12 protein-coding genes are annotated in these 12,494 nt (G+C 68.6%); 6 read left to right on the forward strand and 6 right to left on the reverse strand.

Annotated features, from left to right (window positions below; all coding sequences use genetic code 11):
* Positions 1–103 precede the first annotated feature (103 nt).
* From ACQUS8_RS11960 to ACQUS8_RS11970, 3 genes are all read right to left on the reverse strand, one after another.
* Positions 104–1,219, reverse strand: a complete 1,116-nt coding sequence (locus ACQUS8_RS11960) for a hypothetical protein (RefSeq protein ID WP_435101804.1) — start codon at positions 1,217–1,219, stop codon at positions 104–106.
* 387 nt (positions 1,220–1,606) lie between these two features.
* The gene (locus ACQUS8_RS11965; protein WP_435101332.1) at positions 1,607–2,827 is read right to left on the reverse strand and encodes a PQQ-binding-like beta-propeller repeat protein; all 1,221 of its coding nucleotides are present in this window, start codon (positions 2,825–2,827) and stop codon (positions 1,607–1,609) included.
* A gap of 53 nt (positions 2,828–2,880) precedes the next feature.
* Positions 2,881–3,288, reverse strand: coding sequence for a DUF2249 domain-containing protein (locus ACQUS8_RS11970; RefSeq protein WP_435101806.1), 408 nt, complete (start codon positions 3,286–3,288; stop codon positions 2,881–2,883).
* A 173-nt stretch (positions 3,289–3,461) separates the two neighbouring features.
* Here ACQUS8_RS11970 and ACQUS8_RS11975 point away from each other — a divergent pair, with 173 nt between their 5' ends.
* The gene (locus tag ACQUS8_RS11975) at positions 3,462–4,232 is read left to right on the forward strand and encodes an MOSC domain-containing protein (RefSeq protein WP_435101334.1); all 771 of its coding nucleotides are present in this window, start codon (positions 3,462–3,464) and stop codon (positions 4,230–4,232) included.
* A 160-nt stretch (positions 4,233–4,392) separates the two neighbouring features.
* On the opposite strand, the gene ACQUS8_RS11980 is transcribed toward ACQUS8_RS11975, so the two are convergent.
* Entirely contained in the window at positions 4,393–4,698 is a 306-nt protein-coding gene (locus ACQUS8_RS11980) for a cupin domain-containing protein (protein WP_435101336.1), read from the reverse strand.
* Positions 4,699–5,006: 308 nt separating this feature from the next.
* Here ACQUS8_RS11980 and ACQUS8_RS11985 point away from each other — a divergent pair, with 308 nt between their 5' ends.
* The 5 genes from ACQUS8_RS11985 (at position 5,007) to ACQUS8_RS12005 (ending at position 10,197) form a co-directional block, all read left to right on the forward strand.
* Positions 5,007–5,519, forward strand: coding sequence for a molybdopterin-dependent oxidoreductase (locus tag ACQUS8_RS11985; protein ID WP_435101338.1), 513 nt, complete (start codon positions 5,007–5,009; stop codon positions 5,517–5,519).
* A 202-nt stretch (positions 5,520–5,721) separates the two neighbouring features.
* The gene (locus ACQUS8_RS11990) at positions 5,722–6,057 is read left to right on the forward strand and encodes a secondary thiamine-phosphate synthase enzyme YjbQ (protein ID WP_435101340.1); all 336 of its coding nucleotides are present in this window, start codon (positions 5,722–5,724) and stop codon (positions 6,055–6,057) included.
* Between the two features lie 162 nt (positions 6,058–6,219).
* Positions 6,220–7,548 carry a M14 family zinc carboxypeptidase gene (locus tag ACQUS8_RS11995; RefSeq protein WP_435101342.1) on the forward strand — a complete coding sequence of 443 codons (1,329 nt, stop codon included), beginning with the start codon at positions 6,220–6,222 and terminating at the stop codon, positions 7,546–7,548.
* A 150-nt stretch (positions 7,549–7,698) separates the two neighbouring features.
* Positions 7,699–8,655, forward strand: coding sequence for a transcription initiation factor IIB (locus ACQUS8_RS12000; protein ID WP_435101344.1), 957 nt, complete (start codon positions 7,699–7,701; stop codon positions 8,653–8,655).
* A gap of 276 nt (positions 8,656–8,931) precedes the next feature.
* The gene (locus ACQUS8_RS12005; RefSeq protein WP_435101346.1) at positions 8,932–10,197 is read left to right on the forward strand and encodes a dicarboxylate/amino acid:cation symporter; all 1,266 of its coding nucleotides are present in this window, start codon (positions 8,932–8,934) and stop codon (positions 10,195–10,197) included.
* Positions 10,198–10,200: 3 nt separating this feature from the next.
* On the opposite strand, the gene ACQUS8_RS12010 is transcribed toward ACQUS8_RS12005, so the two are convergent.
* Together ACQUS8_RS12010 and ACQUS8_RS12015 are read right to left on the reverse strand one after the other, a co-directional pair.
* Entirely contained in the window at positions 10,201–11,688 is a 1,488-nt protein-coding gene (locus ACQUS8_RS12010) for a cobyric acid synthase (RefSeq protein ID WP_435101348.1), read from the reverse strand.
* Positions 11,688–12,401, reverse strand: a complete 714-nt coding sequence (locus ACQUS8_RS12015) for a cob(I)yrinic acid a,c-diamide adenosyltransferase (protein ID WP_435101350.1) — start codon at positions 12,399–12,401, stop codon at positions 11,688–11,690. Before ACQUS8_RS12015 ends, ACQUS8_RS12010 begins: the two co-directional genes overlap by 1 nt.
* Positions 12,402–12,494: the final 93 nt, after the last annotated feature.

Genomic DNA, 12,494 nt, shown 5'->3' on the forward strand with positions numbered 1-12,494 from the left:
GGATGTGACTAAGCAGTCGCTCTAGGCGGGTCAATCCGCTGCTGGCACGTAAAGAGACGGAAGGAGTACCACGCGACGGCGCCGGATGGGTGTCGCACCCGGGCTACGCCTCGAACTTCGCCTCGTAGTCGGTGACGAACGCGCGCACGTCGTCGTATGCGGGCGGGGAGCCGGTGCGGACGAAGACGCCGGCGAGCGCGTTGCCGACGACGACAGCCGCCGCGTCGTCGAGACCGCAGAGGAGGCCGAGGGCGAGTCCAGCGTTGAAGTGGTCACCCGAGGAGGTGGTGAGCACGGGGTCGTCCGTGACCGGGTTCTGGACGGCGTGCGTCTCCTCGGAGACGACGACGGACTCGTGGAGGCCGTGGCCGACGAAGCGCGACACGTCGAGGGTCGCGGCGACGAGCTCGGCGTCCTCGCGCAGGCTCTCCGCGGCGCGCCCGGCGTAGTGCTCGGCGAGCACCTTCGTCTCGAAGCGGTTCGACGATACCGTCACGTCCACCACCTCATCGAGGCGCTCGACGGCGGCACGCGCCTCGATCACGACGTCTTCGTCGAGACGGCGGACGTCCGCCGGGTCGAACAGCACCGTCTCCGGCGGGTCATCGAGCAGCGGCCAGACCTCCTCGCGCAGCCCGTCGACGACGCTCGGCAGCGACGGAATCCACGACACGTAGCCGATTCCCAGGAGCGACGCGCCATCGAGGTAGTCCGCGAGCGTCTCGACTCCGACCGTCTCGCGGACGTGCGCCCAGTCGAGGGTAGTCCCGCTCCCGCCCTCGGTGAGCATCAGTTTGCCGTCGTCGAACTCCACAGCGTCCGTGTAGCCCGGGCTCCCGAGCGAGTGCATCGGGTACGCCGCGAACTCCTCCTCGAAGACGTCGTCGATAGGGGTCCCGTACGTCCCGACCATCACGGGGTCGTAGCCGAGCGTTCCGTACGCACGCGCGAGGTGACAGGTGTGTCCGCCCGTCCGCAGGTCGTCCTGGAGCCACTCGAAGGAGAGCGAGGAGTTCGACGCCGCGGACGCGCTGATGCGTGCCCCCAGCTCGGAGAGCGAGTCCAGCGTGTCGAAGTCCGCCCGACCGTGGCGGTCCTCGACGACCGTCCGCACCCGGTCGACGAACCCGTCGAACCCGAACACCACGCGCTCGCCGCCGACGTCGTCGGGCAGGCCGTGACGCGCTGCGTCGACCGCCTCACGCGTCTCGGCGCTCAGTTCGGCCATACTCCCTCCGTGGCGTGTGTCGTGTCGTCCATACACATACGCATCGGAGCGGCGATAAAACGGTTGTGACGCCGACGCCGCCACCGTCCTCGCGACCCTAGCGAGCGACTCCGTCACCGGTCACGAACTCCGCGTCGACGGTGGACAGGCCCCATCGACTCCTGGAAATACGACAACCGCTGAGCGCGCGGCGACCCGCGCCCGTCTTGAGAGAGAATCCGCCGGCGTTCCCGCGCCGCGGCGTTACGGCGGTAGCGAAAGGAAATATTTCGATATAGTAGTAACTTCCCTCATCTATTCATCCACATTACAAGATCATTGTGGTTTCGTGGCGGGCCGCCAGCGGCGGCGTTCCCCGCCTAGCGAGCGATGTCGCGGTCAGTCCGCGACACGAAAAACGCTGTGCTCGCGGCCGACGCCGGCGTAATAGAGCGCGTCGTCGCGAACCGAGGGCGCACTCATGAGCCCCGGTTCGACATCGAGGGCGAGCGACCAGCGTGTCTCGCCGGTCTCGGCGTCGAGCGCGTAGACCGCGTCGTCGTCGAGCGCGAAGCGTGTGTCGCCGGCGATGGCCGGCGGTCGTGGCCCGAGACCGTGTGGTTCGCCGCCGAGTGTCCGCCGCCACAGGTCGCCACCCGTCTCGGTGTCGAGGGCGGCGAGCGTGGTGTCCGGGGACTGGGCGTGCAGCCGTCCGTCCGCAACGGCGAGGTACGCGCTCCCGTCCTCCGGTAGCGGAAGTGTCGCCGTCCACTGCGTCGTCCCGTCCGCGAGCGAGAGCGCGTAGACGTCGCCGCGGTGGGCGGCGTAGTAGAGGTGGGTGTCGCCCGCGACGAGGGGAGCGACGCTCTGCGGGAGGCCCTCGCGCCGCCAGCGCTCCTCGCCGGTCGCGGGGTCGACGGCGGCGACGCCAGTGCTCGTCCCGTCCGCACCGACGGTTGTGTACGCTACGCCGTCGCGAGCGACGAGTGCGGGGCCCGACTGTCCGGATTCGTACTGCCAGCGCGTCTTGCCGGTCTCGGGGTCGCGGCCGTACACCGTCTCGCCGCCGTCGGAGAGTAGCGTGTCGGCGGCGAGCACGGGCGCGTTCGACACCGCACCGAGGCCGCCCGTGTTCAGTCGCCAGCAGAGCTCTCCACGCCGGGCGTCGTACGCCGCGAGGAACTCCGCCGTCGAGACGAACATCGCGTCACCGGCGACCGTTGGCGTCGACTTCCCCAGCGGATAGGTGACCGTCCACGACGCGTCCGACTCACCGAGTTCGAACCCGCGATACGCGCCGTCCTCCGCGTTCCCGTCACTGTACCCGACGACACCGCGTCCGTCAGCAAGCACGACGGACGTGGCGATCGCCGCCGTCCCGGACGCGACGCCCTCGACGGTCGCGTCCACCGACGGCCCACTGTCGTCCGTCGTGCCGGTGTTCGCGAAGTCGTGCTGGTAGGTCGGCCACGAGCCGCGCACGTCGCCGACGGGTGCGTCCCGGTGATAGACGCGGTCGTCACCGGCGACGACGCGACCGAGACAGCCCGTGAGAGCCGCGACTCCGGTCGCACCGGCGGCGGCGAGGACGCCGCGTCGCGTCTGTGTGCTGGAGGGCATACGGGCCGTACATCTCACTAATTCGATAAATATCTTCTCACGGCGTTCCATAATCACGAGACGGGTTCAGTTACGACGGGAGCCGTCGGGGCGCCGCTAGAGCCACCGGAACTACCGACGGTCTCGCGGTCAGAACGGCGCTTCCGGCTCCCCTGTCGACTCCCCGTCGGCTTTCCCGATGAGGTCGCAGAGCACCCCGGCTCCTGCTTTCGGTATTCCCAGCCGAACTCCGGGCCCGCCTCGGCCTTGAACTGGTGGTAGAGGAGTTTCGGGTCGTGGTCGTTCGCCGGCATGAACCCCTCGTCGGCTTCGAGTCCGGCGTACCGCTCGAAGATGAGTGCGTGGCGCTCGGCCGGCGGACGGTTCCGGACGTCGAGTTCTGCGTCGGTGGCGTGGAGCGGCGTCGCGGTTGGCGTCCGCTCGCTGACCCTGCTCGCGTGGGCGGCCAGGACGGGGTGGATTCCGCTCTCGGTCGCGCTCGGCGTCTGGAAGTTCTGGAACCACGGCGCCGAGGGCGGCGTGGGTTACGCTCCGGGACTCAAGTCATGGCCCCGCCTGCTGACTGGCCGTCCCGTGCGGCCGCGACGGCGTTCGCGAAAACCCCTATGGGGGCGTAGTCTAGTACGTCTGACTGATGGCGCAGGTAGAACGCCTTCGGGTGTATCCGGTGAAGGGACTGGACGGTATCGACGTCGAAAGCGCGGCCGTTCTCGACGGCGGCACGTTGGAACACGACCGGGAGTTCGCCCTCTTCGACACCGGGGAGGAGGTCATCAACGGGAAGCGGACCGACCGCGTCCACGGCCTCGATGTCGATTTCGGCCCGAACCGGAGCGAGGTGCAGGTCGAGACCACCGACGGGGAGCGCCGGCAGTTCGACCTGGAGGGCGACCGTGAGGCGGCGGCCGACTGGTTCGGTGACTACTTCGGGACGGAGCTGACGATGCGACGCGACACCGAACTGGGGTTCGTCGACCGCCGCGGGATGGGGCCGTCCGTCATCAGCACGGCCACCATCGAGACGGTGGCGTCGTGGTTCGACGACGTGACGCCGGAGAGTGCGCGCCGGCGACTCCGCGCCAACATCGAGATTTCGGGTGTCCCCGCGTTCTGGGAGGACCGGTTCGTCGGGAGCGACGCCCCCGGGTTCGAAATCGACGGCGTGCGGTTCGAGGGAGTCACACCGTGCGGGCGGTGTGTCGTCCCGCAACGGGACCCCGACACCGGCGAGCCGATTCCCGAGTTCCGCGAGGAGTTCATCCGGAAGCGCCAGAACACCTTCCCGGAGTGGGCCGACGTGGAGGCGTTCGACCACTACTACACACTGATGATCATCACGCGAGTGCGGGAGGCCGACCGCGGCCGCACGCTGAGCGTCGGCGACGACGTCGAGCGCGTCGAGTGAGCGCGCGTGCCGACGCCTCCACTCGACCGTCCGCCACGTTTCGGGCGGCGCTGAACGGGCGGGTGGCGCGAGCATATTTGGGGCCGGAGGAAATGCGACAACGGGTGGCGCCCCGCGGCGGGCCGACGGCAACGCCGTCGTGACGGTGTCGCGTCCGGCGTCACTCCTCGGGACGAGGGGCCAAGACGATGAGGGCCGTGCTCGCCTCGAGCGCGCGCGGCGAGATGTCCCGTTCGCCGTCGAAGCGAGCGACGTCACCCGCGCTCACCTCGTGGGTGTCCTCTCCTAACTCCAACTCGACTGTCCCCTCGACGAGATAGAGGACGATGTCGCGTCCCGGGTGCGTATGGGACGGGACGGCCTCGCCCTCCTCGAGCGTGAGTCGGACCGTCTTCGGCTCCGTGTCCGGGAAGACGTTCGCGTGGGGCTGTCCCTCCAGGTCGGCGAGCGTGCGTATGTCGGCCATGAGTCAGGAGTGTGAGCGAACCTGCACACGCCGCGGGCCCGTGTGCACTGGGTCGTTCTCGGTGGCAGTCGTCGCCCTCGGCGTCGAGCGCAATCGCGGTCGTCCGCCCGCTTCGGCGGGGCTGTGTACGCGCCTCATATCGGCGATTCCACGAGACGAACGAAAAGCGTTGCCGCGAACATCTTCCGGTCGGAGGCAGGCACGCCGGCGGCGTCGACCCGTGGCCGACCCGAAGGTGTTCGCGACCACAGCGATACCGGCACGGCGCGTAGCACCACCCCCGGCGAGCCACCGGCGGACCCCGAACGATGACCGACCTCGAGCCCCATCCAGTCCCGGAGAGTATCGACACGCGAACGTGGAAGCTCCGAGTCACCGGCGCCGTCGCGCAGCCCCTAACCCTCACGCGAGACGACGTACGCACCCTCCCCGACGACGCACGCACCGACGACTTCACCTGCATCGAGGGATGGGAGGCACGGGACCTCTCGTGGCGCGGGGTTCGCGTCGAGGCCCTCCTGTCGCGGGCGACACCGGCCGACGACGCGACACACGTGCTCGTGCACGCGATGGACGGCGACTACGCGAGCGCGTTCCGCATCGAACGCGCGCGGGACGCCCTGCTCGCGTTCGAACTCGACGGCGACCCGCTCCCGGTCGAGCACGGCGGCCCGGTTCGCCTCGTCCCGACCGACGACGGGACCGACTGCTGGGAGAGCGTCAAGTGGGTGTCGCGGGTCGACGTCACGACGGGGCGGCCGAATCGTCGCGCCACCGCGAAAGACGTCGCCCTGAGCCGCGTTTCGGCATCGCCCGACTGACACCCGACGGTGGATCACGAGGGACGACAGCGGACACGCCAGCCATAGAGAAGTCGTGTCGCCGACACGGGACATCGCCGCGTCACCCCGTCACGCCGTGGTGGCCGTACGACGCGCACCGCGTCGCCCGTCACGGTGACGGCCGCCCCAGAAACGTATCTGCAGCAACACCTTTCAGCGCCGGGGCTGACTGTCGTGAACGATGGGTCCCACGACTCGCCGCGACGCCCTCCACCTCCTCGGCGCCGTCGGGACAGCCAGTCTCGCCGGCTGTCCGCTGCGTCCCGATTCCGGGCCGAACGAGCGACCGCCCGATACGCTCGGCACGGCGTGGTCGCCACCACACGACGAGCAGTACGCGCACGACCGCATCGACGACAACGCGGACGCCCACCTGCGCGCGATGCTCCTCGGGGAAAGCGTCTCCGTCCCGGTCTCCGATGGCGAACTCGACCTCGGAACGTGGCAGTCCGTGCTCTTCGTCGAGTGTGACGGCCCGCGAACGCGCTCCGTGACCGTCACCGTCGCGCCCGCGTAGGCGTGGGCGTCGTCATCGACGCCACGCCGTCGACAGTGACGCCGGGGCTCGTTCTATGACACCCACTGGTAGATAATTATAAGTGGCAGCGGGTCAGGTATTTGGCCGACGGCGGTGGAGACGGTACACGAGCAGTAGACCGTAACACCCCAGAAAACGACCATGAAACGGAGACAGTTCCTGAAGACCGCCGGTGTCGCATCGCTCAGTCTGAGTGCCGTGGGAACCGCGAGCGCCGACCCGGGCGAGACGTACCGCCCCGGCGGGCCGAAACGCGGGAGTCCGAACGCGATTAACCTCAACGCGTTCCACACGAACGACGAACTCGCCCGGACTCTCGCGAAAATCGAACGGCAGAGCGAACGCGTCTCGCTCCGAGAAATCGCGCGGTCCGCCGGACGCAACGACCCGGTGTGGGAGGTAGAGGTCGGCGACGGCGACACGGACGTCCACCTCATCACGCAGATTCACGGCGACGAACCGACCGGGACCGAGGTCGCGCTCGACCTCATCAAGACGCTCGCGACGAGTCACTCCCAGCAGGTCGAGCACATCCTCGACAACCTCTCGTTCACCATCATCCCACGGGTGAACCCCGACGGGGCGATGTACCACTACGACTACGACGACGACGGCACCGAGGAGTGGGTCGGCCGTCGGCAGAACACACAGCCCTGGACGGCGAGCGACTCGCGACACGAACCCTACTACCACTCCACCTATCCGGCGGGTGACCCCGGCTACGACATGAACCGGGACTTCAACGTTCGGCCGCCCGCCGAGTTCACCCCGGGAGCGGACGACGACGCCGACTGGTGGACGAAGGAGGACGGCGAGTGGTCGATGGACATGCCCCACGAGGGGCACACGCTCTTCGATAGCGGGCTCCGACTCACGCCCGAAGTGCGGGCCGTCACCGAATCGTTCATCGAGACGGACCCGGATTACGCGATCACGCACCACCACAAGGGCGGGAACGTCTATCCGGGCTCGGGCGACGGGAACAAGCCACAGAAGCAGACACTCCTGAGCGTCATGGCGCCGTACGGCGAGCACTACCGCGACCGTTCGCCGTTCTTCCCGGACGACTACGAACCGGTGTCGGCGGCCGTCAACCCGTTCCTCGACGAGGAGACGAGTACGCGGTCGATTCGGCTGAACTCGCTCGTCATCGACGCCCTCGCACAGCGGGGTGACAGCGTCTTCGACAGCGTCACCCGCTACGGGTACTACCCGCTCTGGGGGTCGTATCTCGACGCGCTCTGCCCGAACCTCGCGAACGGCGGCGACAGCGTCCCCGGGATGCTCTACGAGACGGCGTATCAGACCGACGACCTCGGGCAGAAGGCGGTCGGCCGCATGCTGCAGCTGACGACGACCGGGTTCCTCGAGTCGTTCGAGGCGCTCGCCGACGACCCGTCGCTCGGTGGTTACAGCGTCGACACCTACTTCGACACGCCGCTGTTCGGCGAAAGCACTGGCACGCGGTGACGCCGTAGCGGGGCTGCCCCACGTTCTCGGAAGTCCCCACACGGCGGCGTCGCAGACCACACGACCGCTGCGCGTTCACTATGCCATCAGGGGTGGTCGCGTCCAGTTCCAGCTTAACACTTATATACCATTAATAGAGTTTATATAGGAATGGAACGCTCGATTCGAGAGCGGGAACGCGAGCGCGAGCAGGCCGAACAAGAGGAGGAGGAGGACGCCTCGACGCACCAGTGTCCGGAGTGCGCCTCGGCGAACCTCATCACCGACCAGGGTGAGCGTATCTGTCAGGACTGCGGGTTGGTCGTCGACAACGACCAGATCGACCGGGGGCCGGAGTGGCGGGCGTTCAACTCGAACGAGCGCGACCAGAAGTCGCGGGTGGGCGCGCCGACGACGCAGACGATGCACGACAAGGGGCTAACGACCCAGATCGACTGGAAGGATCAGGACGCCTACGGGCGCTCAATCTCCTCGAAGAAGCGCTCCCAGATGCATCGGCTGCGCAAGTGGCAGGAGCGCATCCGCACCAAGGACGCCGGCGAGCGCAACCTCCAGTTCGCACTCAGCGAGATGGACCGGATGGCGTCCGCGCTCGGCGTCCCCCGCAGTGTGCGCGAGGTCACCTCGGTCATCTATCGGCGCGCGCTCAACGAGGACCTCATTCGCGGCCGCTCCATCGAGGGCGTCGCCACCGCCTGCCTCTACGCGGGATGCCGGAAGGAGGGCATCCCGCGCTCGCTCGAGGAGGTCGCGGAGGTTTCCCGCGTCGAGCAGAAGGAGATCGGGCGCACCTATCGCTACGTCGCTCAGGAACTCTCCCTCGAGATGAAGCCCGTCGACCCCAAGCAGTTCGTCCCACGCTTCGCCAGCGACCTCGAGCTCTCGGAGGAGACCATCGCGAAGTCGAACGAGATCATCGACACGTCCGCCGAGCAGGGCCTCCTCTCCGGGAAGAGCCCCACCGGATTCGCCGCGGCCGCCATCTACGCCGCGGGTCTCCTCTGCAACGAGAAGCGGACGCAGCGCGAAGTCGCCGACGTCGCCCAGGTCACCGAAGTCACCATCCGCAACCGCTATCAGGAACAGATCGAAGCTATGGGCCTCTAACAGCGCGGTTCCTCCTTCTGCTCCGAACCCGTCCGGTGTCAGCCCACCGCCGGTGCTGGCTGGCCGTGTGCGGCGTCCGAGCGTCGTGTCCACCCGACAGCCGTCGATCGTTGCCGGTACCGACGACGGGCGTATGCGGGAGTGAGCCGGGTTCCGCGAAGCGCTGGCGCGGCCTCCCCGACGATACGGCGGATACTTCCCCCGACGAGCGGTCGAGGTCACGGTGGGGAGTGACGAAACCGAGCGTTACTGGTGTCCGAGGGCTCAAACACGAGTATGCTTCGTAGCGTCTGGTCACGGTATCGAGCAGTCCCGCTCGTCTACCGCATCGCGTTCGCGTTCGTCGCCGGCTCGGTCCTCGGCCTCGCCGTCGGCGAGCCCGCGACGATGCTCGCACCGCTCGGCGACCTCTTCCTTCGGTTGCTCGAGATGCTCGTCGTCCCGCTCATCGTCTTCACGCTCCTCGGCGGCGTCCGAAAGCTCACGCCCGAGAAACTCGGACGCATCGGTGGCTCTGTCGTCCTGCTCTACATGGCGACGACTGCGCTCGCCGGGATGTTCGGGCTCGCAATCGGGAACCTCCTGAACCCCGGGACTGGCGTCGAGTTCACCGGCGGCGAGGCGCAGTCCGCACAGCCCCCGGCGCTCGCCGACGTCTTCCTCAACATCGTCCCGACCAACCCCGTTTCGGCGCTCGCCAGCGGCGACATCCTCTCGACCATCTTCTTCACGCTCGTGTTCGGCCTCGCGCTCGCCGTCGTCCGTGACACCACCGACGAGGAGGCCGTCGAGCACGCGATCGAGGGCTTCTTCGCGTTCGTCGACGCCGGCACACGGGCGCTCTTCAAAATCGTCTGGGCGGTCATGGAGTACGCGGTCATCGGCGTCTTCGCGCTGATGGCGTCCTCGATGGCAGCGAACGGCATTGACGCGATTCTCTCGCTTGCGGCGCTCGTCGGCGCCATCGCGCTCGCGGTCCTCCTGCACATCCTCGTCACGTACCTCGGACTCATCACCGCCGTCGGGCTCGGCCAGTCGCCGACGTCATTCCTCAGCGGCGCAAAGGACGCGATGCTCACTGCGTTCACCATCCGGTCGTCCTCCGGGACGCTCCCCGTGACGATGCGGAACGCGGAGGAGGACCTCGCGATCGACGAGAGCCTCTACGGGTTCAGCCTCCCGCTCGGCGCGACCATCAACATGGACGGCGCGGCGATTCGGCAGTCCATCACCGCGATCTTCGCCGCGAACCTCTTCGGCATCCACCTCGGACTCGTCGATCAGGTCACGCTCCTCGTCACGGTGGTCCTCGTCAGCATCGGCACCGCCGGCGTCCCCGGCGCGGGACTCATCATGCTCACCATCATCCTCGAGTCCGTCGGTCTCCCGCTCACCGTCGTCGGCTTCGTCGCCGGCGTCGACCCCATCCTCGGCCGCATCGCCACGATGAACAACGTCACCGGCGACCTCGCCGTCTCCACCCTCGCCGGCAAGTGGAACGACGCCATCGACTTCACTCGCGGCGTCTGGGCGTCCGACTGACGCTCACGGCGCGAGGCCGAGTCGGCCGAGGTCGAGGTTGTCGGCGACGAGGTCGGCCGCACGGTCGAACGCTGTGTCCGACGGCGCGGCCGACTCCGGCGGCCGCCGGCCGGCGTGGTCGTAGACGGCGTCACGGAACGCCCGGCGGACGCCCCGGTTCTCGAAGAGTCCGTGAAGGTAGGTGCCGAGCACGCGGTCGGTCGCCGCGCTCTCGTCGCCGAGCGGGTGAGCGACGTCCTCGACAGGGGTCGTACGGCCCATGTGGATTTCGTAGCCGCTCGCGGTGCCGGTCGCGCCAGCGATGGGGCCGGCGCCGTCGACCGGCACCGTCACGCGTTCGAGGTGTTTGTCCGCTCGGAAGCGCGTTTCGACGGGGAGGCAGCCGAGGCCGCGGACGGTGTCGTGGTCGTCGGTGCTCTCGACGCCGGCGTTCAGGACGCGCTCGCCGAGCAGTTGGTAGCCGCCGCAGAGCCCGACGATGGGCCCGTCGAACGCCTCGATGGCCGCGTCGAGTCCGGCCTCGCGGAGCGCAAGCAGGTCGTCCACGGTGTTCTTCGTGCCGGGAATGACGACGGCGTCGGCGTCCGCGAGACTGCCGTCGAGGGGGACGTAGCGGACGCGGACGCCGGGTTCGGCGGCGAGCGGCTCGAGGTCGGTGAAGTTCGAGATGTGCGGGAGGCGTGGGACCGCGACCGTCACCGACCGGGTGGCCGGGACGCCGTCGTCGCCACCACGAACGGCGGTGTCGCCGGCGGCGGGGAGGGAGACGGAGTCCTCGGCGGGGAGGCCGGGGTCATCGTAGGGGAGGACGCCGACGATGGGCACGCCGGTCCGGGACTCGATCTCCTCGATGCCGGCCTCGAGAAGCGCGGGGTCGCCGCGGAACTTCGTGATGGCCGCGCCGACGACGCGCTCCCGGACGGACTCGGGGAGGAGTTCGAGGGTGCCGTAGAGGCTGGCGAACGCACCGCCGCGCTCGATGTCGACGAGGAGGAGGACGTCGGCGTCGGCGAAGCGCGCGGTCTCGACGTTGGCGAGGTCGCGGTCGTGGAGGTTGATTTCCGCGATGCTCCCCGCGCCCTCCGCGATGACGACGTCGTGCTCGCGAGCGAGGCGCTCGTAGGACTCGACGGCGGCGTCACGCGCGCGCTCCCAGTGTTCCTCGTAGTAGGTGCCGGCCTCGTAGTGGCCGACGGCTTCGCCCTGCACGACGAGTTGGCTCTCGGCGTCGCCGCGCGGCTTCAGGAGGACGGGGTTGACGTCGGTCGTCGGCGTGACCCCGGCGGCGCGCGCCTGCGTGTACTGGGAGACGCCGATTTCGCCGGGGTCGCCGTCGGGCGTCGCGACGACGCGCGCGTTGTTGCTCATGTTCTGGGCTTTGTAGGGCGCGACGGCGACGCCGCGGCGCGCGAGGAGGCGACAGAGCCCCGCGGCGACGGTGCTCTTCCCGACGTGGCTCGCCGTCCCGGCGACCAGCAGCGTCTCCGTCATCAGTACTCGGTGCCCTTCCGCGCGCGCTGGCCCGCGTCGATGGGGTGTTTCTCCTTCTGTACCTTCGTCACGAGGTCGGCGTGCTCGTAGAGGTAGTCGGGTTTCGCGTGGCTGCCCGTGAGGACGAGTTCGAGGTCGTCGGGCTTCGAGGTGACGAGGTCGATGACGTCCGACTCGTCGATAAGTCCCTGGTCGACGGCGTAGAGGGCTTCGTCGAGGATGAGCATGTGGACGCCGTCGTCGGCGGGCCCATCGAGGGGCAGCGGGCCGTCGACGTCCGCGGCCGCCTCGACGAGTTCGCGTGCGCGCCGGAGGCCGCCGCGCGCCTTCGCGGCGTGCTCGTCGTCGTCGCTCCCGTCCATGAGGCCGTGCCAGCCGTAGTGGCCGGTGTTCTCGTAGGAGAACCCGGGGAAGTGCTCGATGGCGTTGTACTCGCCACGGACGTCCTCGACGCTGGACGCGCCGCCCTTCATGAACTGGAGCATGTGGACGCGATAGCCGTGGCCGGCGGCGCGAAAGCCCATACCCAGCGCGGCCGTCGTCTTCCCCTTCCCGCCACCCCACCAGGCCTGCACGAGTCCGAACGCCTCGGGCGCGGCCGGTTCGATGCGGGTCGGCGTCGGCGTGCGACCCTTCCCGGGGGTCTGTGCGAGTTGGTCGTCCGTCGATGCGTCGGTGTGTTCGTCGTCGGTCGTATCGGTGGTGTCAGTCATGTCTGAATGCGGTGGTCGAGCGAATAGTCTGCAGTGCGGCAGTCCGTGGCGGTAGGTGCGAGTCCCGTGAGCGCGCCGTGGTCGCCGTCGATA

This window comes from Halarchaeum sp. P4, from assembly GCF_051195175.1.
Classification (GTDB): Archaea; Halobacteriota; Halobacteria; order Halobacteriales; family Halobacteriaceae; genus Halarchaeum.

Bases quoted from the DNA above. Each gene is read 5' to 3' on its own strand.
- ACQUS8_RS11965 (WP_435101332.1), bottom strand. From the start codon at position 2,827: ATGCCCTCCAGCACACAGACGCGACGCGGCGTCCTCGCCGCCGCCGGT.
- ACQUS8_RS11975 (WP_435101334.1), top strand. From the start codon at position 3,462: ATGGCGCAGGTAGAACGCCTTCGGGTGTATCCGGTGAAGGGACTGGAC.
- ACQUS8_RS11980 (WP_435101336.1), bottom strand. From the start codon at position 4,698: ATGGCCGACATACGCACGCTCGCCGACCTGGAGGGACAGCCCCACGCG.
- ACQUS8_RS11985 (WP_435101338.1), top strand. From the start codon at position 5,007: ATGACCGACCTCGAGCCCCATCCAGTCCCGGAGAGTATCGACACGCGA.
- ACQUS8_RS11990 (WP_435101340.1), top strand. From the start codon at position 5,722: ATGGGTCCCACGACTCGCCGCGACGCCCTCCACCTCCTCGGCGCCGTC.
- ACQUS8_RS11995 (WP_435101342.1), top strand. From the start codon at position 6,220: ATGAAACGGAGACAGTTCCTGAAGACCGCCGGTGTCGCATCGCTCAGT.
- ACQUS8_RS12000 (WP_435101344.1), top strand. From the start codon at position 7,699: ATGGAACGCTCGATTCGAGAGCGGGAACGCGAGCGCGAGCAGGCCGAA.
- ACQUS8_RS12005 (WP_435101346.1), top strand. From the start codon at position 8,932: ATGCTTCGTAGCGTCTGGTCACGGTATCGAGCAGTCCCGCTCGTCTAC.
- ACQUS8_RS12010 (WP_435101348.1), bottom strand. From the start codon at position 11,688: ATGACGGAGACGCTGCTGGTCGCCGGGACGGCGAGCCACGTCGGGAAG.
- ACQUS8_RS12015 (WP_435101350.1), bottom strand. From the start codon at position 12,401: ATGACTGACACCACCGATACGACCGACGACGAACACACCGACGCATCG.